The organism is Methanohalophilus halophilus, from assembly GCF_001889405.1.
Lineage (GTDB): Archaea > Halobacteriota > Methanosarcinia > Methanosarcinales > Methanosarcinaceae > Methanohalophilus > Methanohalophilus halophilus.
On sequence record NZ_CP017921.1, the window covers coordinates 875,400 to 897,234 of the forward strand.

Genomic DNA, 21,835 nt, shown 5'->3' on the forward strand with positions numbered 1-21,835 from the left:
CGATTTGAGACGAAAACGTCTTAATAGTTAGGGATATTTCATCTTTTACAGGGAGGTATATTTTCATTCCCGCCACACCAAAAGAAAATGAACCTGAAAGGACACGTTTTAAGCCTACCTATCTGATACTCGGAAGTGGAAGTATTGGTTTTGCCACAGCAAAGGCATTGAGGGAATTAGGGAAAGACCTTATTATAGTAGATAAGGACCCACAAAAAGTCGAAACTCTGCGTGAGGAAGCCTATGAGGCGATAGTGGGTGATATTTCTGAGATCGAAACCCTACGTGGCCTTCAGACCAAAAAACTATCCGGTGTATTGATTGTCAGTTCAGACAACGAGGCCAATAAACAGGCTCTCAGGAATGTGAAAAAACATTTCCGTCCTTCTCTCTACTGTGTTGCAAGGGCATCAGATGTAATTAATCTGCAGGAAATGGAAGAAATTGGTGCGGATTTTGTATTCATGCCATCCCGGATAGTATCAAAATCCCTTTCAAGATCCCTTGAACGTGCTGAATCTGTGCGAATTGGTAACCAGCTATCCCAGTGGTTCAGCAAAAATACCGGTAAAACCCTTGCTGTAGTGGTTCATGACAACCCTGATCCCGATGCTATAGCAGGTGCCTTGGCCCTTAAACTCATGGCCGAAAATTATGGTCTGCATCCCACGATTCTCTATAATGGTGAAATAGGCCACCAGGAGAACAAGGCATTTGTAAATCTGCTGGGTATCAATCTCGAGCATATGGAAGGTCATGATATATCTGAATTTGATGAGATTGCACTTGTCGATTGTGCGGTGGCAGGGTCAAATAATATGCTTTCAGAAGGAACACATATTGGTGTGGTAATAGACCACCATCCTGTGGGTGATGCTGAAATAGATGCTGATTTTATTGATGTTCGCCCCAACGTGGGGGCTTCTGCTACTATAATGACCAAGTACCTGCAGGAATTGAATATAGATATCAGCAGTGAAATTGCCACAGCCCTCCTGTACGGCATTCGTACCGATACGCTGGATTTTAAACGCAATACCGACCCCAATGATCTTTCAGCTGCTTCTTTCCTTTACCCGATGGCCGACCATGAAGTTCTGGACCAGCTTGAAAGGCCGTCAATGTCCATTGAAACCCTTGATGTGCTCGGCCAGGCTATCAAGAACCGGCAGGTCGTTGGTAGCTACCTGCTTTCCAATGTGGGAAACATCCGGGACAGGGATACTCTTCCCCAGGCAGCCGATTACTTACTCAATCTTGAGGGTATATTTACCACAATAGTTTTTGGTGTAAGTGATGAAGTTATCTATGTTTCAGGACGCAGCAATGATATCCGTGTCAATCTGGGTGCCATACTGAAAAAGGCCTTTGGTGAGGGTTCTGCCGGTGGCCATTCCACAGCTGCAGGTGCACAGATTGCTCTGGGTGTTTTCAGTGACATAAAGGACCGTCAGACTTTACTGAAACTTGTGGATGAGGCAGTCGTTAAGAAATTCCTCAAGGCTGTCGGGGTAGAGGAAGTGGATGAATAAGATCTGAATGAAGGAAAAAGAATATCGTTCACTTATTTTAAAGGACCTGAAAAAACAGGTCATGGACTCTATTTCTATATCTCTTCATGAATTGGTCGTGGAAATAGTCCGTACCGGTTTCAGATGCAGTGGATGTGGCAGATGCTGCAAGTTTTCCACAGGAGATAACAGCGTACTGCTAACCTATTTTGATATTGATAACTTGAAAAAAAGCGGCAATATAAATGCGATTGAACCGACGGTAGCAGAAGAGGATATGTTTCTGGCAGATACTGAAGGTAATGTACATACATTTGGCTGGAGGCTCAAAAGGAAAAAAAATGGAGAGTGTGTCTTCCTAGATGAGGGCGGATGCACCATATATCCATTGAGGCCCCTTCTCTGCAGGACCTATCCTTTCTATATCGCAGAAGGCAAGCTGGAAATTTCTGAATGCGGTGGTAAGGGCAGGGTTTTACCTCTTTATCATGCGCGCAGGCTTGCAAATGAAGTGTTACAACGCTATATTATTGAACTTCGGGATACCATGATGACCTACAGGCATTTTAACAATGAATCTGTATCACTGGTTATGGATTTTCTGCCAAAGTCTGATTTTCAATTAATTGTACATGATAGCAGGGGTAAATGGAAACTCGATGACGAATGATTCTATCGATTGGTTTATTTATTATATCACACATTATTTTTGCTGATTATCATGTCTGTCAATGACTCTCATCCAATGACTATTTCAGAAAAGATATTTTCCCGTGCCTCGGGTAAGGAAGTCAAAGCCGGGGACTTCGTCCTTGCAAATATTGACCTTGCAATGACCCATGACATCACCGGTCCGCTGGCGGTTGATGGTTTCTATGAAATCATGGAAGGCAGGGAAGAGAAAAAAGTGTGGGACCCCAGCAAGATTGTAATCCTGTTTGACCATCAGGTCCCGGCTGATTCTCTCCATGCAGCAAAGAATCACATTATGCTGCGTGAGTTTGCACAGGAGCAGAATATTCTCAATTATGACGTTTATGAAGGGGTCTGCCATCAGGTGGTGCCCGAAAAGGGACATGTGAAACCCGGTGATCTTGTAGTAGGTTCGGATTCACATACATGTGCCTATGGTTCCCTGGGTGCTTTTTCCACCGGCGTGGGCTCTACTGATATGGCAGCGGTGCTTGCTTCTGGCAAACTCTGGTTCCGTGTTCCCCAGACCATCCGCTTTGAGGTTGAAGGAAAACTGCCCGAGAGGGTTTATTCCAAGGACCTCATTCTTCACCTGATAGGAGATGTGGGTGTTGAAGGTGCAAGATACATGGCTGCAGAATATGCAGGCTCTACAGTACGTTCCCTTTCTATCTCAGAAAGGATGACCATGTCCAATATGGCCATAGAGATGGGAGGAAAGGCAGGTATCATCGAACCGGATGGTGTTACCGAAAAATACCTGCAGGAAAGAATTCCCGGCTATAAGCTTGATCCCGAGTGGGTTTCCGATGAGGGTGCGGATTACCAGGATATCCGTCACTACGATGTGTCGAACCTGGAGCCACAGCTTGCCTGTCCTCATAATGTTGACAATGTAAAGCCCGTTTCAGAAGTAGAAGGAACAAAAGTGGATCAGGTCTTTGTGGGCTCCTGTACCAACGGCAGGTTCGAGGACCTTGAAATTGTTGCCAATATGATGGGTGATGAACCTGTTGCAGAGGGTGTAAGGCTTCTGGTTATCCCTGCTTCAAGGACTGAATACCTGAAAGCCCTCAGAGCCGGATATATAGAACAGTTCATGGAAGCCGGTGCAATTGTGGAATCTGCATGTTGTGGACCATGTATGGGTGGCTCGTTCGGCCTTCTGGGTGACGGTGAAGTTGGCCTGGCAACCTCCAACAGGAATTTCCGTGGCAGGGAAGGAAGTGCTGAATCCTTTGTATATCTGGGTTCTCCTGCGACAGCCGCAGCTGCTGCACTGACAGGTGAAATAACCGATCCAAGAAAAATATAAGTAAGCAGTAGACGGGAGACCACAAAAAATATATTTATCAATGTTAATTGGATGATAAGACGTTGGCTGAAAAGCTTAAAGGTATCCCGTCATATTGGTTTTTCTTCCAACGTCATCCTATTTATTTTCGGATAAGATATTTTATTACGTCTACCGGGCTCAGTATCCCGATTGGCCTGTATGACGCACCTACTTTATCCTCTGACATTACTATCAGGCGATGTATGTGTTTTTCAGCCATCTGTTTTGCTGCATCCTTTAGTTTCATACCTGGATTCACGGTTTCAACAGATGATGCCATTAGGTCTTCTATTGAGGCAATTTCCCAGTTTTTCTCTCCGAGTCTGGAGAGAATATCCATTTCGGAAACAAATCCAAAGGTTTCACCATTTTCGTCAACCGCCACAACAGCAGAAACATCACGATTTGCCATTGTTTCTGCTACCTCTGCTGCGGTTGCATCCATTGGCACTGTAACCACTCCTCTGCTCATTGCATCTTTTACCTGCATATTTTCCCCTATCATTTTTCTGACTCCTTGGAAAGGTATCATTTACCTCTTCCTCATTTTATTTATTTTTTGCAGGCATATATAGGCATTGGCTGTTGGAGGAGGGAAAATCATATAATATCATATATCCTTTGGAAAACTTGTATTCCTTTCTTCAGGGAGTGATTATCAATGAGTTCAATTTCAGTTCTAGAAGATGTATATGATGTTATAGAAGACCGCAAAGAAAACGCAGTTGAGGGTTCTTATGTATGCTCTCTCTTGAAGCACAATAAAGGGATGGATAAGATTCTGGAAAAAATAGGTGAAGAATCCACCGAAGTAATCCTTGCCGCAAAAAATGGACAGAAGGACAGGATCATTGAGGAATCCTGCGATTTGTTTTTCCACATGCTGGTTATGCTTTCAGCCAACAATATTACCCTGGACGAGATATCTGCTGAGATGAAAGGCAGACGTCACTGATATTTTAGTAAACGGCAAGTTCGTGCAGTACATCGGTTTTTGATAACAGTCCTGCAGGCTCGTCGTTGAGTGTCACCACAAGTCTTCCGATATCGTACTTGTTGAACATCTGGACTGCATCACTGAGGGAAGAATTCCCGTTAATGGTGATAAGGTCCTTTGTCATAATATCTTTGACTTTGAGGGTCATTTTTCCACTCGCAAGAGCTTCTCCTATATCTGTGAACGTCACGATACCGACCATTTTGCCATTATCTTCCACGGGTGCGCCGTGTATATTGTTGCTAACCAGTATTCTGGCAGCTTCCTGAATGGTTGAATTGACGCTCACATAAATTGGCTGGTGAGTTATGTAATGTTTGACGGATTTTTTGGGTAGTGAAACCATTTCATTTATTGAGAATAGAAGGGAGTTTTCGGTATCATCCCTGCCTACGATTTCCCCGCGGACTGTCAGCCTGTTAACAGGTGTTGGCCCTACCTGCACCTGGTCTCCTTCGAGGAAACTGCGGACATTGCCTATTACTTTAATCCTGCCATTGCAAAGGTCGGGATGCCTGACTGTTGTGAATATAATCTCAGCAGCTGTAGCTCCCTGTACAAGTTCCCCGTTACGATAGATGGGCACAATTGCTTCATGTTCCATGGATGTGACACAAAGAGCTTCATAGGCGGTACCCGTTGCACGGTATCCTCCCTTTGGACCGGGGACTCCTTCTACAAGTCCCAGCATTTTCAGTGACTGCATCTGGTTTCGAACTGTCCCTGGATTGCGGTCAATCAGATTGGCGATCTCTTCCCCTTTAACGGCCGAATCTTTCTGGCGCTGTAAATTTATCAATGCAATTAGTATTTCTTTCTGGATTGGAGTAAGTTCCATGATGACCACCGTTTTATAACAAGAAATAATCAAAAGCTGTATTTATAAATAGTGTTTTTGCAGAATAAAGACTATATATCTTACTTGTGTTTGTCGCAATCGGAAGGTAATCGTATCATGATATTTGAGAAGATTAGTACAGTACCTACAGAAGATGAACTTGTGGACAAGGCTTTCAGGCGAGCCAGTCGTGCAAATGCAGGTAAGGAGAGAGGAGGTAGGGAGGCTGCTCTGAAAGCAGATGAATCAATGGTACTTACTGCAGGTAACATCCTGACAGATAATCTCTCCAACATTGTGAGGAGGTTCCCCAGCTTTGAAACCATACCACCTTTTTATTATGAACTGGCCCAGATTCTTGTAGATGTCGACAGGATGAGGCAATCATTATCCCGGCTTGACTGGGCATCTTATAAGATTCATGATCTCTCTAGGGAATATGTCCAGAAAATGAGAGGTGCCCCTTCATCACCACAGGTGCGAAGAGAAGCTTTTGGCAGGATGGCTTCCGTTATTTCATCCATCAAGAAGGATCTTTTGTATCTGAATGAAGCCCGCAACAAACTTCGCAAGCTTCCGGATGTGAGGGAAGAACCCACAATAGTTGTGGCAGGTTATCCCAATGTGGGTAAGTCGAGTTTTGTGGCTGCTGTCACCGATGCAAGGCCAGAGGTTGCTTCATACCCCTTTACAACCAAGGGTGTTACGATAGGTCACTTTATGCGAGGATATAACCGTTATCAAGTAATTGATACCCCCGGTCTGCTCGATCGCCCGATGTCGGATCGCAATGAAGTGGAGATGCAGGCTATAACTGCTCTGAAATATCTTGATGCAGTGGTAATTTTCATCCTTGATCCCAGCGAAACCTGTGGCTATGAAATGTCCCAGCAGGTAAAATTGCTTGATGATGTACGGGATAATTTTGGATTGCCTGTGCTGGTCGCTGCAAACAAATTGGACCTTTGCGAACATAACACTGTTAAAGTGGATATTGAAATGTCCACCCTCTCCGGTGAAGGAATAGATGAGGCGCTTTCATTGTTGCTCGAGCGCCTGCAAGAATAATTTAAAGCGTTTCTTTCATAATTTCCATTGCTTTTTTTATGTTTTGCATGGAGGTGGCGTATGATATTCGCATATGTCCTGCTCCACCTTCGCCGAATGCTTCGCCCGGCACGACCACTACTCCATTTGCGATAAGTTGCTGGGCGTATTCGGGTTCGACTTCGGGGAATGCATAAAATGCACCGGCGGGCTTGTGGCATTTGATGCCCATCCCATTGAGCCCTTCTATGAGTACATCCCTGCGCTTTTTAAATTCTTCGCGCATATGTACAACCGGGTCAAGTGGTCCCTGAATGGCAGCAAGGGCAGCCCTCTGGGAAATGGAACATGCACAAGCCTGTACATATTGATGAACTTTTAACATTTGCTGGATGTATTCTGAAGGAGCGGTAACGTATCCCAGTCTCCAGCCGGTCATCGAATAGGTCTTTGATGTTGCATTCACGGTAATTACATTGTCTGAATATTGGGCGGGGCTGACATGTTCTCCTTCATAGATAAAATGCTCATAGACCTCATCAGAAATCAGTGTAATGTCATAGTCATCTGCAATCTCGGCAAATCCTTTAATATCCTTTTTCGTCTGGACGGCCCCTGTGGGATTGGAAGGGGAATTCACGATAAAAGCTTTGGTTTTTGAGGTGATTTTTTCCATCACGTCTTCGGGTTGCATTCTCAGGTCATCGGATAGGGGCACACCGATTCCTTTCCCTCCCATGATTCCTGCAAGGGATGCGTATGATACGAAACCCGGATCTGCAAGAAGAACTTCATCACCCGGGTTTACCAGTGATGCAAGTGCTATTTCCAGGGCCTCTGAGGCACCGGATGTTACGATTATATCATCCGGTGTAGTGGCAATTGCATTTTCTTCCCGGAACTTTTTGCTCAATGCCTCCCTGAGTTCTATGATGCCGGGTCCCAGGGTATAGCCTGTAAATCCTTCATTTATGGCATCTATAGCACCCTTTTTTACATGTTCGGGTGTGTCGAAATCCGGCTGGCCCAATCCAAGATTGATGGCATCCGATCCGGCCGCTTCGAATATCTTGCGGATGCCGGATATATCAATGTCCTGTACCCTCTGTGAGAATTTCCCGGCAAACATGTTTCACTCCAGTTTGGCGTGGCGCGATTTTAGATCTGCTTCTGATGCACCTGTGATAAAGATCAATTCTGCAACAAGGGCATCAAGGAAGACAAGGGAAGAAATTTCAAAGGAAGTGCCCAGGGGTGTGAGGTGGGAATATTCTCCTCTCATGTGTCTTTCAAGATAGCCGCCGGCGTCTTCCTTGCTGCGTCCCTGTATCTCCAGAGTTGCATCTGATATATGGCCAAGTGTGGAATCCTTGTTGGAGGTTACTGTTATCAGGGTTGCTCCGATATCCTTTGCAATTCTTCCCAGATCTGATACGGAGCGCGTTTCACCTGATCCGGAAATGGCGATTACTACATCGTTTTTGTGTACTGCAGGAGTTGTAGATTCTCCTACAACATAACTTGTAAATCCCAGGTGCATGAGACGCATAGCAAAAGCTTTTCCAACAAGGCCCGACCTCCCTGCTCCCATTATAAAAATGGAATCTGCATCCATTACATACTCAATGGTTTTTTTGATACTTTCCTTGTCGATTCTCTGTGCTATGTTCTTTATTTGATCGGCCATCAATTCCATGGATAATGTGAGGTGTTCACATTCATTACAGGTATTCATTCTCTTTATTTCTCCTGTTTTTCTTTATTGTTATCCTTGTAATTTATGTTTTTTACTTTCCAGTCATCAATTTCCTCGAGATGTTCAGTTAACCGGGTGATGTCTGAATCATCCCCATTCCAGTATATATCTATCTTTACATCTCTCTGCTGCAATTTTCTGACTATATGTTCTGCAAAAAAGAAAAGGGCCTTTTTGTTATAGAAGGGAATGTGGAATGTAGCCCTGTAACCACCTTCACATTTAGCATAGGATACCAATACATATCCATGACTTTCATATTCTGTTATTTTCTCAAAAGGACAAACAATTTCCACTTCATGGACAGCGGATTTATCAATCCGGGAAATAGAAATAAGGATTCTTCCAACCACGACTTCAGGAGTTTGCCTGCCAAACCACACCGATATTTTTCCGTAGGTACAAATGACATTGACGTCATCTCTACCCATTTCATAAGATGAAAGGGATTGGTTGCTGGTATTTTCCTTAATGTCTCTTTCTATGGATTCCATAGCTTAAACAACGCTTATCTGTTTGAGGATACCAATGCTGTAATCATATCCCTGTCTTTTTTGAGGGTCTTGAGCTGATCGGCCGGGCCAATAAGGGTCAGTCTGCCTTTTGGGCCTTTGTTGAAAAGTTTTCCCAAAAAAGACTTTGTTTCGTGGGCTGGATATGTTTCCATTTCGATACCTGAGAATTCATCCGGTGCTATTTGTGTCATTGTCATCTCGATAAGGTTGGCTTCCTCTTCAGGACTGAGTCCTCTTTCGAGTACAAGGATTTTGCCGTTTTTGACTTCATCAATGATGAAACGAACCTTTTCCACAGGACTCATCCTTGCAAGACGGTCCTCTGAAAGTAAATCCATTTGAATACCCTGCATTTCAAATCACCCAAATCTCTTTGCAATTTCCTCATAAAGAGTATCAATGTTCTTTCCTTCAAGGGCAGATATGGCAACGAGTGGATGCTGGGGGAACGCTTCCCTTATTGTTGAAGGAGATGAATCTTCACGATCGATCTTGTTGGCAGCGATTAAGAGCGGAAGGCCGCGAGCTTCCATATTTCCTATGACAGTGACATTTACCTGTGTAAAAGGGTCCTCGGTCGCATCCATTACAAGGATTATACCGTCAAGGTTTTCCAGCCATTTGACCGCTTCAATAACTCCTTCGGTGGCTTCCTTTGCCCTGCGTTTGGATTCTGCTTCACTCATCCCCTGCTCCATGAATTCATGGAAATCTATCTTGGTGGCAAGACCGGGAGTATCTATGATATCAAGTGATAATGAATTACCATTGCCTTTGATAGTTACTCCTTCTCTTCTCCTGGCACGACGTGTTTCATGTGCGACATTGGATACCGATCCCATGGCATCTCCTGTCCAGTCACGTAGTATGCGGTTTGCAAGGGTGGTCTTCCCTGCATTTGGGGGTCCATAAATGCCGATCCTTGCACTTTTTTTATTGAGCAGTTTCTTCAGGAAACCTGTGAAGTTTCTTTTTAATGATCTTATTACTCCCATCTATTTCCTCCATTTATGATGTGGGAATTGTCCTCTTGATTTCTGATATTATCATTATATAAATAAGCGTCTGTTTTTCAATTCAGGCACTTTCCTCTGTAGTGGCGATGGCCATATTTATAGCAGTCTCAGCAATATTTGTCCCGTATTCTGCTGTCCTCTCTATACTATCGGCCACGGTTCCCAGTCCTACTACGGTCCCTACATCTTTTAGCTTCATAAAGGATGCATTGAGTTTGTCAACATCGGTTTTTATGTGCTGTATGTTCTCAATGGTTTTATTCGCAAGCTTCACATCACAACCATAGAGGGCATCAATTGCTTTTTCCACAGTGCTGCGTGCCTCCTCGCTCGCTTTTTCAATAGGCTCCATTATTTCTTCGGGAACAGGCCCCTGCAGTTTTCTGGTAACTCCTGCGATTCTGTGTGCATGGTCTGCAATCCTTTCCAGGGAACTTGCAACAAGTCGGAAATCATGATATTCATCAATGGATGTCTCTGTGGTATCGGCAAGCCGTGTTCCCCTGAAAAGAGAGCGGAACTGTTTTGAGATAAGTAAAAACAATCTGTCCACTTCATCATCCCTGAGCATCACATCAAGTGCAAGGTCTTTTTCACCGGTCTTGAGAGACTGGATGGCATCCTTGTGCATTGAAGTGGAAATAAGGTACATTCTGCGGATACTTTTTTTGATGGAAACTTCTTCAGGGTTGAGTAAATCCTGTATGAGAACACCTTTGGAGGTTTCCTCGATGATTTCGGGGCCGATTAATTTGTGGCAAACTTCTCTTATTATTTTTTTCTGCTCGGCAAGTATTCTTGGTGAAACAAGTTCGATAAGGTCATAACCGGCAACATAGGCGGCAATTATGTTACGAATCAGGCCTTCTCCCTTGTAATTGGTGATTTCCATCTTACGTTTTTTGGGTTTTGTTGTGGTATCCAGAGTGGCTATATTAAGGGATCCATCGGGTTGGTTTCTGACGGATACTCTGGAGCCTGCTTCAACTCCCATTCTCTGCGCCCAGGGTTTTGGGAGGGAAATAATGTATGTAGAACCTCCGGTTTGCTGTACTTTTCTTGTTTCTATATCCATCCCTCGATTAATTCGTCATCACTATATATGCGTATATAGATGGATTCATTGTATATATGTCCATCGTATATATTTTTCATTAAATAGATTCTCTGTACCCGTATTTTCCAATAAGGGGTACAAAAATAACGCCGCCAAGGTTTTCCTCACTGAAGGTTCCGTCATCAAGTTTGTGGACAAGAATCAGGTTTTGCATGTATTTTCCAACCGGAATCACCATAATTCCGCCAGCTGAAAGTTGCTCTTTGAGAGGTTGAGGAATAGATGGAGCTGCGGAGGTTACACACATACGTTCATATGGAGCCTCGGGGGAATAACCGAGAGTGCCGTCGGCTTCGATGACAGTAACATTTGTATAACCCGCGCTTTTAAGATTATTTTCGGCAAATTGCTTTAAAAAAGAGATTCTTTCAATGCTGTATATATGGCCCTCTTTGCCTACCATTTCGGCCATAACAGCAGCATTATATCCGGAACCGGTTCCGATTTCAAGAATCTTCATGCCCTTTTCTATTTTCAGGACATCACACATTATGGCTACCATATGAGGTGCTGAAATCGTTTGCCTGTTCCCTATAGGCAACGGGGAATCAATATATGCAGAATTCTTAAGATCTTTGGAAACGAAAAGATGCCTGGGAACTTTACCCATAGCTTCAAGCACCTGTTTTCCGATTCCTTCTTCTTTTATCTGGTTTACCAGTTCCTTACGTTTCTCTTCATACTCCAAGCGGTCCTGCCCCCTCCCCAGCCTTTCTTATAGGCAACCCTGCCGAAGATTCTTTTTATATGTTTAGCCTCTACTTTGTCTCCCCTTTTAAACCTGAATTTTCCTCCGCGTATCTTTATTCTTGTGATCCTGAAGCGCTCTCCTCCAGCTTCGTATTCCAGGCCGACTTCAAAAAGTTCCTCTCCTGGTACTCTTTTTGTGTGGGGGTTGGTATTTCCTATGGATTGTACGGAAATTTTGACATCGACTTCATCAATCGCACGTGCCCAGATGGTTTCAACATCTGCAATCTTTGCGTATTCTTCACGTTTTGTGGGTGTTTCGATGGAAGTGATCTGTATGGGGTATACGTCTTCACCGTTCTGGTCTTCAACAACCAATTCTTCGTTTGTTGTGATGACCTGTGTCTCTTCAAAAAGTGCATTTGTCTTGAATGATTCATCCCCTCTGCTGATTACTATTCTTACCGGGATGGTCTTCTCTGTCTCGATCTCTGTGGGATGCACATCACCGCAAACCTGGCACCGGACAAGCATGTTCTGTCCATCCTTCAGTATGTCGTGCCACACGAATTCCTGTGGTGAGCATGCAGGGCATGTGGTCTCGATCTCTTCACTCATAATCGCCAGTTAGGTTTGAGGGTATATATCTAATTGATGCTTATTGGATATTGCCGGCTGCATGAGCGGCTATGAATTCCCTTAGTAGTTTTGTACCGAGCAGGGCTGTCTGTCCACTGTCATAGTCGGGAGCAACTTCCATAATATCAAAACCAACTGTATGGGGGGCAAAAGCATGTATCAAATCCCTTACCTGCCACGGATCAAGGCCAAAGGGCTCAGGAGTACCTGTGGCCGGGGCATAAGCAGGGTCGAGGCAGTCCATATCCAGGGAAAGGTAGAATTGTGAGGTTCCTATTTCTTTCATAACCTTTGTAGCAAGTTTTTTGGCAGAGTATTCTTTCACATTTTCCGGTGTGTAATAGGGTATGTTATTATCTTTTGCAAAATCCCACTCATCCCGGGGTCCGCTCCTTGTCCCAATGGATACATACCTGTCGGTGATTTCTTCTAAGATATGCCGGCTGACGCACGCATGGTTATTTTTCACTCCGCCAAATTCTTCCCGCAGGTCAAAATGAGCATCCAGTACGATCACTCCAACGTCATCATCGTCTTTTGCACATGCTTTTACCGTGGAAAGGGTCAGGGAATGCTCGCCTCCCATCATTAGGGGTATTTTTCCGTCCCTGACTATGTCTCTTGTATCATAGTAAAGGTCCCTGAGGGTTTCATCAACGGAAGAATAAACCTCAAGATTGCCGGCATCATGAATCGGAATAGATGTGAGGTCTATATCAAAAAAAGAATTGTAGCTTTCAAAATTTTCAGACGCCTGTCTCATAGCATCCGGTGCCCTGCGGCTTCCCGGCCTGTAAGAGGAAGTCCCGTCAAAAGGGACTCCGAATACAACATATTTTGCAGCCCCGTAATCCCACAGGGCGTCCATCATAAGGGGCTGGTAGAACATTTCATTATTTAACGCAGGTCAATCTTCATTTTACCCATTGCGGTTATGTATGAAATGTCTCCTCCTTCGTTCACCCTGTCCTTGTATTCATCAGGGATTTTCATTTCGAAGGTGGAGTAGTCTTCCATATCCATGAGCTGGGCAATATCTCCTGAAACGGAAAGAACCTGTGCACTTTTCCTTTCGACAATAGGCACAAAGGTCTTTGAGGAAACAGAGCTTACGATTGAACGTTTTTGGCCATCGAAGATACCGACTGCGTCAATCCTTGCTTTAGCAGAACCGTGTTTTCCGGGTTTGGATTTTGACAGGCCCTTGATAATGCATGGTTCATCATCGATAATTACGTATTTGCCTTCCTTGAGTTCCTTTACTTCAACCTGTTGTTTCATGCGATTATACTCCTTTGATAAATTATGAACATTAATAGTCAGGGGTATAATTTTCGGTTCCCTTATATCAACTTAACGAACTGATTCATCGTAATCAATGGCTTTTTTCCATTTCCAGTAATTTTTTCTTTAATTCTGTGCCGCCTGCATAGCCGCCTATATTATTTCTACCAACAACCCTGTGGCAGGGTATTATCAGAGGATAAGGATTTTTATTGAGTGCCTGGCCGACTGCCCGGCTTGCTTTGCTTTTACCAATATATTTTGCCAGTTGCCCGTAGGTGCGTGTTTGTCCGTAAGGGATTTTGCGTGTGGCTTCCAGGACTTCCCTCTGGAACTTTGTAAGATGCATAAGATCCGGATCATATTTCAGGAAATCCACATACTCGCCTGCGAGATATTTCATAATGTCGCAACACAACTGATGCATATTCATTTTTTGCCTTCAAAAACCTCCTTCTCGATTTTTTTGCGCTGCTTGCGCATTTTTCTCCAGCCAATGCCGTGGTATCCTATTATGGTTACGATTACTATGATTGCACCTATCAGGTAGGGGAAAGTGGATTTTAATAAAAGGGGATTGATGTTGTCACGTTGTTCATAGCTGGGATACATGATGTCTCCCCTGTCTGTGCTGTGTCCCAACCCCAGAGCATGTCCGATTTCATGCTTGGCCACTTCCTGCATATTTGCATCGCCGTATTGTACCCAGGAAAAACCCTGGTAATTTCCGACCTCCAGTACAATTTCAGCATGCAGGTATTTGTTCCCGACAATGGTGGGTCTACAGTATCCAGCCACTCCTTCACCGGCTCCTTCGACCTTTTCAAGATTTTCCACCCAGCGAACATTTATGTCAGCATCAGGACTGTCGATGATCTTGAACACCGGCTGGTAACTGAGGGCCCCGTTACCGCCCTTTTCCCAGTAATCCAGGGCAATTTCTACCTGTTCTCTGTAGGTTGGACTGTAGTGTTCAGGCGCTTCTTTATCATCTATATATACTGTTATGGGGCTATGGTCCCAGGGTTTGTCTGATATTTTTTCAATATCTGCAAGGGACGTGCCGGTGAAAGATATCATGACGGCAAGTAGTACGAAAAGGATTTTTTTAGCCGGCTTTTTCATACCAATCAGTAATCCTCCATCAAAAATAAAGATTGCCCGGGGCACAATTATATTTTAATAGAGGCAGAATTATTTTCTTTCTATGTTTAAAAAGACATTAATCTTCGTCGTTGCACTTCTAATACTTCTTTCGAGTGGGTGTCTTTCTTCAGATGAAAACCAGATTGTGAATTCGACCACAACGGTTGTCAGGGTGATAGATGGGGATACTTTCGTGATGGATTCCGGGGAGAAAGTGAGGCTGATCGGGGTAGATACACCGGAGTTAGATGAACCTTATTATACAGAGGCAAAAGATTATTTGTCCAACCGGATCGAGGGTAAGCAGGTTTTGCTGGAAGGGGATAGCAGCAACCGGGATACTTATGGTCGTTTATTGAGATATGTCTGGCTTGACGGTGAACTGGTAAACAGGGAGCTTGTGGAAGAAGGACTGGCCCTGTCCAGGGCCTATGAGCCCGACACGAAATACCAGCATATTTTTGCTGAAGCCCAGCAAAATGCAAGAGATGCGAAATTGGGAATCTGGTCCTATTCGAAGAATAACAATACCGCAGTTATTTCTTATCTGGAAGCAGGCAACCATATAGGTGAGGTGAAAACGGTTGAAGGCAGGGTGGTATCAACAGCTAAAAATGAGGAGGATGGTATAATCTATCTGAATTTCCATGAGCCTTACGAAGGCTACTTCACTGTAATTATATGGCAGGACAGCTGGTCAAACTTTCCGCAATCTCCTGATATTTACTATGAGGGTAAGGATGTGCTGGTGACAGGCAAGGTCAAGGATTATAAGGGCACACCTGAAATTGAAATAAGTGGAGTTTCACAGATTGAAATTGTGGGGTGAATCCCGGACGAAAAATATTAATCGGCTTCTGTCGCTTTATCCAGTATGGAAAACAAACTGGCAGTGGTCTTTGACAGTGCGGGGACATTGTTGCATATGTATCGTGTTGCCCGGGATATGTCCAACGGGATGATGCTGGAAGATATAGAAAGCACGATGCTGGTGGCAGGTCGCAAAGGCAGGGCACTTGTAGTGCTCCATTCTGATATGGAGATGATACTGGAGTCACAACCCCACCGGTTACTTTCGGATTTCATGGAAAAAGAACACGTAGAGCTGGATGTGAGTTGTTCCAATGGTGAGGTATCTCCCTCCGAAATCTCAAAAATCGCCCAGCAAAGCGATGTGGTGCTCGGGGATGTCCAGGAGGTATTCTGCAGGGTAAAGACTCGCTGTCCCAATATCTTTTACCTGGCGTGTGGGTTTATAGTAGATGTTGTTGAGCAATCAGTAACCTATGTGGTTAGTACAGGGGGCCGCCTTTATCCTGAAAGCAAGGATACTTTGCAAGCTCTTCATCAGAGGGGAGCGGGTCTTTATATTGCCTCAGGAGATAGCATGAAAAACCTGAACAGGCTCTCCCGCTGCATAGGTGTTCCTATTGATGGGGTTTTTGATATTGCCTCAACATTTGACAAGGACAGAATAGTTAAGGATCTCAAAAAACAATACGATAAAGTAATTATGGTGGGCGACGGAATGAACGATATGCTGGCATTAAGGTCTGCTGATATAGGAATTCTTACAGTTCAGCAGGGCGACTCCCGCCCTTCAAGATTGCAGGAATCTGCTGATGTTGTGGTTGACAATATTGGAGAGGTTGTCAGGTTTGCAGATGAGGCAATATCATCTTAACACTATCAGAAGCCGGTTTTTAAAAGTTAACAGCGATATAATTATGCGTTACGTTTATGTAGTGTTCAATGTAATCCAGATATAAAATACCAGATTTAAATTTTTGGTTATGTTGGGCCTGCTCACAGGTTTATGGTTTTGTACATACCGTGCAAAAAGTTAAGTACATTTACTGTATAATCTCAAAACAGGTCTGATAATATCCATGTTGGAGGTACTAAAATGTCATTATTCATCGAGATCAAAGACCTTACCATCTCTTATAATGGTGCAGCGGTCTTAAAGAATATCAATCTCAACATAAATGAAGGTGAAGTTGTCGGAATCCTGGGAAAAAGCGGTTCCGGTAAAACTGTACTGATGCATGCGCTTCGCGGTGCTGAGGAATTGGATGAAATCACAGGTTCAATAATCTATCACGTTGCACGCTGCGGAAAATGTGGCTATATAGAACCACCCAGTATGGTGGGGAAGGCCTGTTCACATTGCGAAAGCAGTAATTTTGAAGCGTTTGAAGCTGATTTTGCAAAACTTGGCATTCATAATAACGAACGCAGGGCGGTATCCCGAAGGGTAGCAATTATGCTCCAGAGGACCTTTGCCCTTTATGGAGATGACAGGGTAATTGCCAATGTAGTAAATTCCCTGACAGAAATTGGTTATAGTGGCCCCGATGCAATGGAACGTGCCGTAGAATTACTGGAGGAGGTTCGTCTCTCTCACAGGATGATGCACGTGGCACGCGATTTAAGTGGCGGTGAGAAACAGAGGGTGGTTCTTGCACGCCAGCTTGTGAGAAATCCCATGCTGCTGCTTGCCGACGAACCGACAGGAACCCTTGACCCCCGGACAGCAAAAGTGGTTCATGATGTTGTAGAGGATACGGTTTCATCCCACAACATGACAATGGTAATCACTTCTCACTGGTCAGATGTCATTGAAGACCTGGCTGATAGGGCAATTATTCTTGAGGAAGGGGAAATTGTATGTGAAGGTGATGCCTGTGATGTCTCCCGCGACTTTATGAAAATGGTTACTGACATTGGTGAATGGGAAAAAGCCAATGTAGGCGAGGACATCATCAGGGTGGAGGACCTCGTGAAAAAATATATTTCCGTTTCAAGAGGAGTAGTTTATGCCGTAGGCGGTGTGAGTTTTAATGTGAAGGAAGGTGAGATATTCGGGCTTGCAGGTACCAGTGGTGCAGGGAAGACAACTACTTCTGAAATGCTCATGGGTAATGTACAACCAACAAGCGGGGCAGTGCATGTTCGCGTTGGTGATGAGTGGGTGAATATGAGGGAACCCGGAGCTGACAACAGGGGCCGTGCGGTTCGCTACATGGGTATCCTGCATCAGGAATATGGTCTCTACACACACAGGACAATCATCGATAACCTGACCGAATCTATTGGGATTGACCTTCCCTACGAACTTGCTACCAGAAAGGCTATCAATACTCTTGTGACAACCGGTTTTACCGAAAACAAAGCCAAATCCATCCTTCCTAAAATGGCCGATGAGATAAGTGAAGGAGAGAGGCACAGGGTTGCTCTGGCCCAGATTTTAATGAAAGAACCAAATATCATTTTAATGGATGAGCCTACCGGCACAATGGATCCGATTACAAGGACCGAGGTAACCAAATCCATCCTAAAGGCAAGGGAAGAGATGGGTAATACATTTGTGATCGTGTCGCATGACATGGATTTCCTCAATGATATCTGTGATCGAGTAGCACTGATGAGGGATTCAAAGATAGTTGATATCGGAGAACCAGAAACAGTCCTTTCCCAGCTTACTGAAAAGGAACTTGAGGAAGTCCCTCAACAGTAACTTTATTATTAAGTGCTCTCTATGTAGGGATTGGAGGAATTAGGGACGATTCAAGTGCTTGTTAACGGCGAGAAGTTATCTCTCCCGGATGGTGCTACAGTACAAACAGCCATCGATACAGCAGAGGCACCCTACAAAAAAGGTGCATCCGTGGGTATTCTCAAAAAGTCGGAAAGTGTCCGCTCTGAAAGTGTAAGGGAGTATCGGGTCAAGACCACAAAAGGAGAATTACGCCTTGAAATAATTGATCCTTCTTCCGCCTCTGCCCGCAGGTGGATGGAAAGTTTCAGGCAATATGAAGGAATTTCCCTGCGCTGGAGTAGCAAGGATGCCACAGCCTTTGGACCCTTTTCGGAATCCCTGAAACCGGAAAGAAATCCCACAAAGCTGGATAAATATGATGTATTATTTTCAGCTGGGGGATATAACCCTTCTAATTTTCATCTTCTTTTTTCCCTTGCAGAGCATTCTGCAGACTACGGTGCACCCGCAGATGGTCCCTTTGCCAGGGTTGTGGGCGGTAAGAAACTTCTGACCAGTTTTGAGCGCTCTGATCGCATTCTTGAAATTGAACCCGTAATAGAATGGCAGGAATCTGCAAAACACCTGGTCACAGATGATATTAACACAGCCCTGGAGGAAGGTGACGGTCTCTTTACCTTTATCAAGGTAAAACTTGCTCTTGAATCCCCTGAAGGAGCTGAATTTTTCTTTGGTCTAATTAAGGATGGACTTTTCGAAGTTGACGATGAATCCAGTTCTTTTATAAGTGACAGTAGTTTAAAAGGTGAGATCTGCTCCTTTGAAAACTTTGAAGCACGAAGGGATGGTGCGGTATGGGTACGAACTGCAGGTTATGGCACCGGTAAAGTGTTCATCTCACGTGATGAAAGAGCTGCCAGTGTTGTACATTCTGTAATTGGCCATATAGAACAGGGTATTGAACTTATACACATGGCAGGGAAGGGTCACTCTATATTTGTAAAGACGGATCCTGCTCCCATCAATATACTTGGTATGGGCTTTAAAGAAGCTGCAAAACATCTTGAAGGACTGGGAGTTGAACTGGTACGTGAAGGGTACAAAGAAGACGATGCCAATATTGTGAAATTAAACCCTTCCAGTACTATCGATATTCTGCTGGCAAAAAAAGTAATTGCAACCGGGGCTCCGGATTCTCTGGTTATTCGTGTTGAACTGTATGATGAACTCGCCCCGAAAACCCTGGATTTCTTCAGGCACGCGGCAGGTCTTACTTTCAGGCCGATAGGTACACTTCCTGTTATGATGATATATGAGGATACATACTTATTTAAAGCCGCAAAGTCCGCTGAAAAATATAAGGAAATATTGCCGGAAAACGTGCTTGTGGACAAAACCAAAGCTTTTGAGATAGGGATTACCAACCAGGCCGCCAAAAGAATGGGTATTGTGGGAGTTAAAACAGAGGATGACGACCTGTTTGGTCCCACCGGTGAGAAATTTTCAAGTACCAATATAATAGGAAAAATCCTTGAGCCCGAGAAATTCAAGGCATTGACTGAAAAGGATACAATGTACGTGCTGGAAAGTAAGAAGGAGGAGATTGAATGAGCGGGGAGGATGTTGATGAGATTACAAAGATAGTGGTGATTGACTCAGAAAGTGTGCTTCCTTCTGATGCTGCGATGAAAATCTATGAGTCCGATGTAGATATTACCATTAAGGAAACCTGTTTCGGGACAATGGTGACAGGTCCGCGTGACTCGGTGGAAAAGGTAGTAGCCGAAGTAAGAGCCCTTGATCCAAATCATGTTTTTGTGAAACAGAGGGGTTTTCCACCAGGTGATAAACGTCGCTGCAGGGCTTCCAGAGGCGGAGGGCCAAGGCCGGGGTTTCATTACCTGAGAAACGAAGTAGCATCATTGCCCATCATCAGCAAAGCTCTTGATGAGTATGAGGCATATAATCCGGCTGAAAAGGAAGAATCTCCTGAAAAAATTTCACCATCCAAACTTAAAGATATTATTGAATCCAAATTATGAGGTGACACCTTGGCAAAAATTTTCATCTACCCCACTAACAGCCTTATCCTTTCTGATCTTGTTGAAAGGTTTGGCCATAAACCCCTTGCAATGATGGAGAAGATTAAGGAAAAAATCACTACAGTAGGTGTGGATTCCCCACCGATCAATATTACTCCCGAAGATCCAAAACTTGGCTTGAAATATGCTGCAGTGGAAGTTCCTGCCGGTGTGAGGGGCCGCATGGCCCTGGTGGGTCCTCAGATCGATGAGGCCGAAGCTGCGATTATCGTGCTGGATTCGTCATCTGCTTTTGGTTGCATGGGTTGTGCACGTACCAATGAACTGACTAAGTTCCTTGCACGTCAAAAGGACATTCCCCGTCTTGAAGTAAAATATCCTCGCACCGAAGAAGAAGGTAAATATTTTGTATACCAGATTGCTGAATTCCTGAAATCCCTGCCTAAAGAGGAGGATGAAGAATGAGTAATTCTGATAAAGTAAAGATAGCACTGGTTTCATGCGGTTCTGAATATGCCGGTATCCAGAAGGAACTGGAATCGGCAGCATCTTCCTTGAATGCTGAACTTGTCTTTCCGGAGATGGATGTGGCATCGCTGGATACCATAGGGCAGGAATTCGGGCTGGAAGTCGCAAGTCCGGATCTGCGTCTCATGATGGCCAGGGCAAAAGCCGTAGTAGAAGGCGTGGCTCAGGTGGACGGCGTGTTTGTTGCTACCTGTTTCCGATGCGCTGAAGCTGCGATTGTTCGTAACGAAGTACGTCGTTATATATTTGAAGATTCAGGTCTGCCGGTTATAAGTTATTCCTTTACCGAGCGAACGACTGCAGCTACCCTGCTGACACGTATGGAAGCCCTGACAACCATTGCAAAGAGCAAACATTTACTTGCAAGGGAAAACCAGGAAGGATTAACTGCAGGTATTGACTCTGGTTCAACCACTACCAAAGCTGTAGTTATGAAGGATAATGAGATCATTGGTGAAGGCTGGGTGCCCACCATCAAAGTGCTTGAAAGTGCTGAAAAAGCCCTTCAGCAGGCACTGGACCAGTCCGGTGTCAAGAGAGAGGACCTGCAGGCAATTGGTACAACAGGATACGGACGTTTCCTTATAGGCGATCACTTCCATGCCGATCTTATGCAGGAAGAAATTACGGTAAATTCCAAGGGCGCAGTCTACCTTGCAAAGACACAGCAGGGTGATGCCACTGTAATTGATATTGGTGGTATGGATAACAAAGCCATTTCAGTACAGGATGGCATTCCCGGGATGTTCACTATGGGAGGCGTTTGTGCCGGTGCTTCGGGCAGATTCCTTGAAATGACTTCCAAGAGACTGGGTGTGGACATCACGGAACTCGGGGATCTTGCAATCAAGGGAATGCAGAAAAATGTAGAAATGAACAGTTATTGTATTGTTTTCGGAATCCAGTCCCTAGTAAATTCCCTTGCCAAGGGAGCTACACCCGAAGACGTGGCGGCTGCTGCCTGCCACAGTGTTGTGGAACAAATATTTGAACAGCAGCTTCAGGAAATTGAAGTCAAAGAACCTCTTGTCCTGGTGGGTGGTTCATCCCTGATCGCAGGTGTACCCAAAGCTCTGGAAGAACTGCTCAAGATCGATGTAGTTGTTCCTCCATATTCCCAACATATCGGTGCAGTGGGTGCTGCGTTGCTTGTCTCCGGTTTTGTGGATAAGGAGTGA

The 21,835-nt window shown here is 44.5% G+C and carries 26 protein-coding genes; 12 read left to right on the forward strand and 14 right to left on the reverse strand.

The window, feature by feature from the left end; genetic code table 11:
* Positions 1–122 precede the first annotated feature (122 nt).
* Genes BHR79_RS04330 through BHR79_RS04340 form a run of 3 tightly spaced genes read left to right on the forward strand, consistent with a single transcriptional unit; the run spans position 123 to position 3,519 of the window.
* Positions 123–1,532, forward strand: coding sequence for a DHH family phosphoesterase (locus BHR79_RS04330; RefSeq protein WP_083433028.1), 1,410 nt, complete (start codon positions 123–125; stop codon positions 1,530–1,532).
* A gap of 7 nt (positions 1,533–1,539) precedes the next feature.
* Complete coding sequence (locus BHR79_RS04335; RefSeq protein ID WP_072561230.1) at positions 1,540–2,181, forward strand: YkgJ family cysteine cluster protein; 642 nt, start codon at positions 1,540–1,542, stop codon at positions 2,179–2,181.
* 51 nt (positions 2,182–2,232) lie between these two features.
* Entirely contained in the window at positions 2,233–3,519 is a 1,287-nt protein-coding gene (locus BHR79_RS04340) for a 3-isopropylmalate dehydratase large subunit (protein ID WP_200796370.1), read from the forward strand.
* A 121-nt stretch (positions 3,520–3,640) separates the two neighbouring features.
* Here the strand turns inward: BHR79_RS04340 and BHR79_RS04345 are convergent, their stop codons facing one another.
* Positions 3,641–4,072, reverse strand: a complete 432-nt coding sequence (locus BHR79_RS04345; RefSeq protein WP_234970456.1) for a CBS domain-containing protein — start codon at positions 4,070–4,072, stop codon at positions 3,641–3,643.
* Between the two features lie 129 nt (positions 4,073–4,201).
* Here BHR79_RS04345 and BHR79_RS04350 point away from each other — a divergent pair, with 129 nt between their 5' ends.
* On the forward strand, positions 4,202–4,495 hold the full coding sequence (locus tag BHR79_RS04350; RefSeq protein WP_013038310.1) for a phosphoribosyl-ATP diphosphatase: 294 nt from the start codon (positions 4,202–4,204) through the stop codon (positions 4,493–4,495).
* A gap of 4 nt (positions 4,496–4,499) precedes the next feature.
* Here BHR79_RS04350 and BHR79_RS04355 read toward each other — a convergent pair whose 3' ends face one another.
* The gene (locus BHR79_RS04355; RefSeq protein WP_072561231.1) at positions 4,500–5,375 is read right to left on the reverse strand and encodes a CBS domain-containing protein; all 876 of its coding nucleotides are present in this window, start codon (positions 5,373–5,375) and stop codon (positions 4,500–4,502) included.
* A gap of 117 nt (positions 5,376–5,492) precedes the next feature.
* On the opposite strand from BHR79_RS04355, the gene BHR79_RS04360 reads away from it, so the two are divergent.
* On the forward strand, positions 5,493–6,443 hold the full coding sequence (locus tag BHR79_RS04360) for an NOG1 family protein (protein ID WP_072561232.1): 951 nt from the start codon (positions 5,493–5,495) through the stop codon (positions 6,441–6,443).
* Between the two features lies 1 nt (position 6,444).
* Here the strand turns inward: BHR79_RS04360 and BHR79_RS04365 are convergent, their stop codons facing one another.
* From BHR79_RS04365 to BHR79_RS04420, 12 genes are all read right to left on the reverse strand, one after another.
* Positions 6,445–7,551 carry a pyridoxal phosphate-dependent aminotransferase gene (locus BHR79_RS04365; protein WP_072561233.1) on the reverse strand — a complete coding sequence of 369 codons (1,107 nt, stop codon included), beginning with the start codon at positions 7,549–7,551 and terminating at the stop codon, positions 6,445–6,447.
* 3 nt (positions 7,552–7,554) lie between these two features.
* Positions 7,555–8,157 carry a 6-phospho-3-hexuloisomerase gene (hxlB, locus tag BHR79_RS04370; protein WP_072561234.1) on the reverse strand — a complete coding sequence of 201 codons (603 nt, stop codon included), beginning with the start codon at positions 8,155–8,157 and terminating at the stop codon, positions 7,555–7,557.
* Positions 8,158–8,162: 5 nt separating this feature from the next.
* A complete protein-coding gene (locus BHR79_RS04375; RefSeq protein WP_072361433.1) occupies positions 8,163–8,672 on the reverse strand; it encodes a hypothetical protein in 510 nt (169 codons plus the stop codon).
* 14 nt (positions 8,673–8,686) lie between these two features.
* Positions 8,687–9,046 (reverse strand): DUF2073 domain-containing protein, encoded by a 360-nt coding sequence (locus BHR79_RS04380; protein WP_048902195.1) that lies wholly within the window; start codon positions 9,044–9,046, stop codon positions 8,687–8,689.
* 6 nt (positions 9,047–9,052) lie between these two features.
* The gene (locus BHR79_RS04385) at positions 9,053–9,688 is read right to left on the reverse strand and encodes an Era-like GTP-binding protein (RefSeq protein ID WP_072561235.1); all 636 of its coding nucleotides are present in this window, start codon (positions 9,686–9,688) and stop codon (positions 9,053–9,055) included.
* A gap of 82 nt (positions 9,689–9,770) precedes the next feature.
* Complete coding sequence (locus BHR79_RS04390) at positions 9,771–10,784, reverse strand: phosphate uptake regulator PhoU (protein WP_072561236.1); 1,014 nt, start codon at positions 10,782–10,784, stop codon at positions 9,771–9,773.
* Positions 10,785–10,863: 79 nt separating this feature from the next.
* Entirely contained in the window at positions 10,864–11,514 is a 651-nt protein-coding gene (locus tag BHR79_RS04395) for a protein-L-isoaspartate O-methyltransferase (RefSeq protein WP_072561237.1), read from the reverse strand.
* A complete protein-coding gene (locus BHR79_RS04400) occupies positions 11,481–12,134 on the reverse strand; it encodes an HVO_0476 family zinc finger protein (protein ID WP_072561238.1) in 654 nt (217 codons plus the stop codon). The genes BHR79_RS04395 and BHR79_RS04400 overlap by 34 nt, the downstream gene beginning before the upstream one ends.
* A 40-nt stretch (positions 12,135–12,174) precedes the next feature.
* Positions 12,175–13,044 (reverse strand): agmatinase, encoded by an 870-nt coding sequence (gene speB, locus BHR79_RS04405; RefSeq protein ID WP_072561239.1) that lies wholly within the window; start codon positions 13,042–13,044, stop codon positions 12,175–12,177.
* An 8-nt stretch (positions 13,045–13,052) separates the two neighbouring features.
* Positions 13,053–13,436, reverse strand: a complete 384-nt coding sequence (locus tag BHR79_RS04410) for a translation initiation factor IF-5A (protein WP_072361413.1) — start codon at positions 13,434–13,436, stop codon at positions 13,053–13,055.
* Between the two features lie 94 nt (positions 13,437–13,530).
* On the reverse strand, positions 13,531–13,842 hold the full coding sequence (locus BHR79_RS04415) for a methylated-DNA--[protein]-cysteine S-methyltransferase (RefSeq protein ID WP_234970455.1): 312 nt from the start codon (positions 13,840–13,842) through the stop codon (positions 13,531–13,533).
* A 26-nt stretch (positions 13,843–13,868) separates the two neighbouring features.
* On the reverse strand, positions 13,869–14,564 hold the full coding sequence (locus BHR79_RS04420) for a matrixin family metalloprotease (protein WP_072561241.1): 696 nt from the start codon (positions 14,562–14,564) through the stop codon (positions 13,869–13,871).
* A gap of 82 nt (positions 14,565–14,646) precedes the next feature.
* Here BHR79_RS04420 and BHR79_RS04425 point away from each other — a divergent pair, with 82 nt between their 5' ends.
* The 7 genes from BHR79_RS04425 to BHR79_RS04455 all read left to right on the forward strand — a co-directional run bounded on the left by BHR79_RS04425 (position 14,647) and on the right by BHR79_RS04455 (position 21,835).
* Positions 14,647–15,414, forward strand: coding sequence for a thermonuclease family protein (locus BHR79_RS04425; RefSeq protein WP_072561242.1), 768 nt, complete (start codon positions 14,647–14,649; stop codon positions 15,412–15,414).
* 45 nt (positions 15,415–15,459) lie between these two features.
* On the forward strand, positions 15,460–16,269 hold the full coding sequence (locus BHR79_RS04430) for an HAD family hydrolase (protein WP_072561243.1): 810 nt from the start codon (positions 15,460–15,462) through the stop codon (positions 16,267–16,269).
* A gap of 222 nt (positions 16,270–16,491) precedes the next feature.
* Positions 16,492–18,105 carry a methyl coenzyme M reductase system, component A2 gene (atwA, locus tag BHR79_RS04435; protein ID WP_072561244.1) on the forward strand — a complete coding sequence of 538 codons (1,614 nt, stop codon included), beginning with the start codon at positions 16,492–16,494 and terminating at the stop codon, positions 18,103–18,105.
* 54 nt (positions 18,106–18,159) lie between these two features.
* Positions 18,160–19,698 (forward strand): methyl-coenzyme M reductase-associated protein Mmp3, encoded by a 1,539-nt coding sequence (mmp3, locus tag BHR79_RS04440; RefSeq protein WP_234970454.1) that lies wholly within the window; start codon positions 18,160–18,162, stop codon positions 19,696–19,698.
* The gene (locus BHR79_RS04445; protein WP_072561246.1) at positions 19,695–20,129 is read left to right on the forward strand and encodes a methanogenesis marker 6 protein; all 435 of its coding nucleotides are present in this window, start codon (positions 19,695–19,697) and stop codon (positions 20,127–20,129) included. The genes mmp3 and BHR79_RS04445 overlap by 4 nt, the downstream gene beginning before the upstream one ends.
* A gap of 9 nt (positions 20,130–20,138) precedes the next feature.
* Complete coding sequence (locus tag BHR79_RS04450; protein WP_072561247.1) at positions 20,139–20,594, forward strand: methanogenesis marker 5 protein; 456 nt, start codon at positions 20,139–20,141, stop codon at positions 20,592–20,594.
* Complete coding sequence (locus tag BHR79_RS04455) at positions 20,591–21,835, forward strand: methanogenesis marker 15 protein (RefSeq protein ID WP_072561248.1); 1,245 nt, start codon at positions 20,591–20,593, stop codon at positions 21,833–21,835. The genes BHR79_RS04450 and BHR79_RS04455 overlap by 4 nt, the downstream gene beginning before the upstream one ends.

What these genes read in the sequence shown, in the direction of transcription:
- BHR79_RS04335 (WP_072561230.1), top strand. Translation starts at nt 1,540, where the DNA reads ATGAAGGAAAAAGAATATCGTTCACTTATTTTAAAGGACCTGAAAAAA.
- BHR79_RS04340 (WP_200796370.1), top strand. Translation starts at nt 2,233, where the DNA reads ATGTCTGTCAATGACTCTCATCCAATGACTATTTCAGAAAAGATATTT.
- BHR79_RS04345 (WP_234970456.1), bottom strand. Translation starts at nt 4,072, where the DNA reads ATGATACCTTTCCAAGGAGTCAGAAAAATGATAGGGGAAAATATGCAG.
- BHR79_RS04350 (WP_013038310.1), top strand. Translation starts at nt 4,202, where the DNA reads ATGAGTTCAATTTCAGTTCTAGAAGATGTATATGATGTTATAGAAGAC.
- BHR79_RS04355 (WP_072561231.1), bottom strand. Translation starts at nt 5,375, where the DNA reads ATGGAACTTACTCCAATCCAGAAAGAAATACTAATTGCATTGATAAAT.
- BHR79_RS04360 (WP_072561232.1), top strand. Translation starts at nt 5,493, where the DNA reads ATGATATTTGAGAAGATTAGTACAGTACCTACAGAAGATGAACTTGTG.
- BHR79_RS04365 (WP_072561233.1), bottom strand. Translation starts at nt 7,551, where the DNA reads ATGTTTGCCGGGAAATTCTCACAGAGGGTACAGGACATTGATATATCC.
- hxlB (WP_072561234.1), bottom strand. Translation starts at nt 8,157, where the DNA reads ATGAATACCTGTAATGAATGTGAACACCTCACATTATCCATGGAATTG.
- BHR79_RS04375 (WP_072361433.1), bottom strand. Translation starts at nt 8,672, where the DNA reads ATGGAATCCATAGAAAGAGACATTAAGGAAAATACCAGCAACCAATCC.
- BHR79_RS04380 (WP_048902195.1), bottom strand. Translation starts at nt 9,046, where the DNA reads ATGCAGGGTATTCAAATGGATTTACTTTCAGAGGACCGTCTTGCAAGG.
- BHR79_RS04385 (WP_072561235.1), bottom strand. Translation starts at nt 9,688, where the DNA reads ATGGGAGTAATAAGATCATTAAAAAGAAACTTCACAGGTTTCCTGAAG.
- BHR79_RS04390 (WP_072561236.1), bottom strand. Translation starts at nt 10,784, where the DNA reads ATGGATATAGAAACAAGAAAAGTACAGCAAACCGGAGGTTCTACATAC.
- BHR79_RS04400 (WP_072561238.1), bottom strand. Translation starts at nt 12,134, where the DNA reads ATGAGTGAAGAGATCGAGACCACATGCCCTGCATGCTCACCACAGGAA.
- speB (WP_072561239.1), bottom strand. Translation starts at nt 13,044, where the DNA reads ATGTTCTACCAGCCCCTTATGATGGACGCCCTGTGGGATTACGGGGCT.
- BHR79_RS04410 (WP_072361413.1), bottom strand. Translation starts at nt 13,436, where the DNA reads ATGAAACAACAGGTTGAAGTAAAGGAACTCAAGGAAGGCAAATACGTA.
- BHR79_RS04415 (WP_234970455.1), bottom strand. Translation starts at nt 13,842, where the DNA reads ATGAAATATCTCGCAGGCGAGTATGTGGATTTCCTGAAATATGATCCG.
- BHR79_RS04420 (WP_072561241.1), bottom strand. Translation starts at nt 14,564, where the DNA reads ATGAAAAAGCCGGCTAAAAAAATCCTTTTCGTACTACTTGCCGTCATG.
- BHR79_RS04425 (WP_072561242.1), top strand. Translation starts at nt 14,647, where the DNA reads ATGTTTAAAAAGACATTAATCTTCGTCGTTGCACTTCTAATACTTCTT.
- BHR79_RS04430 (WP_072561243.1), top strand. Translation starts at nt 15,460, where the DNA reads ATGGAAAACAAACTGGCAGTGGTCTTTGACAGTGCGGGGACATTGTTG.
- atwA (WP_072561244.1), top strand. Translation starts at nt 16,492, where the DNA reads ATGTCATTATTCATCGAGATCAAAGACCTTACCATCTCTTATAATGGT.
- BHR79_RS04445 (WP_072561246.1), top strand. Translation starts at nt 19,695, where the DNA reads ATGAGCGGGGAGGATGTTGATGAGATTACAAAGATAGTGGTGATTGAC.
- BHR79_RS04455 (WP_072561248.1), top strand. Translation starts at nt 20,591, where the DNA reads ATGAGTAATTCTGATAAAGTAAAGATAGCACTGGTTTCATGCGGTTCT.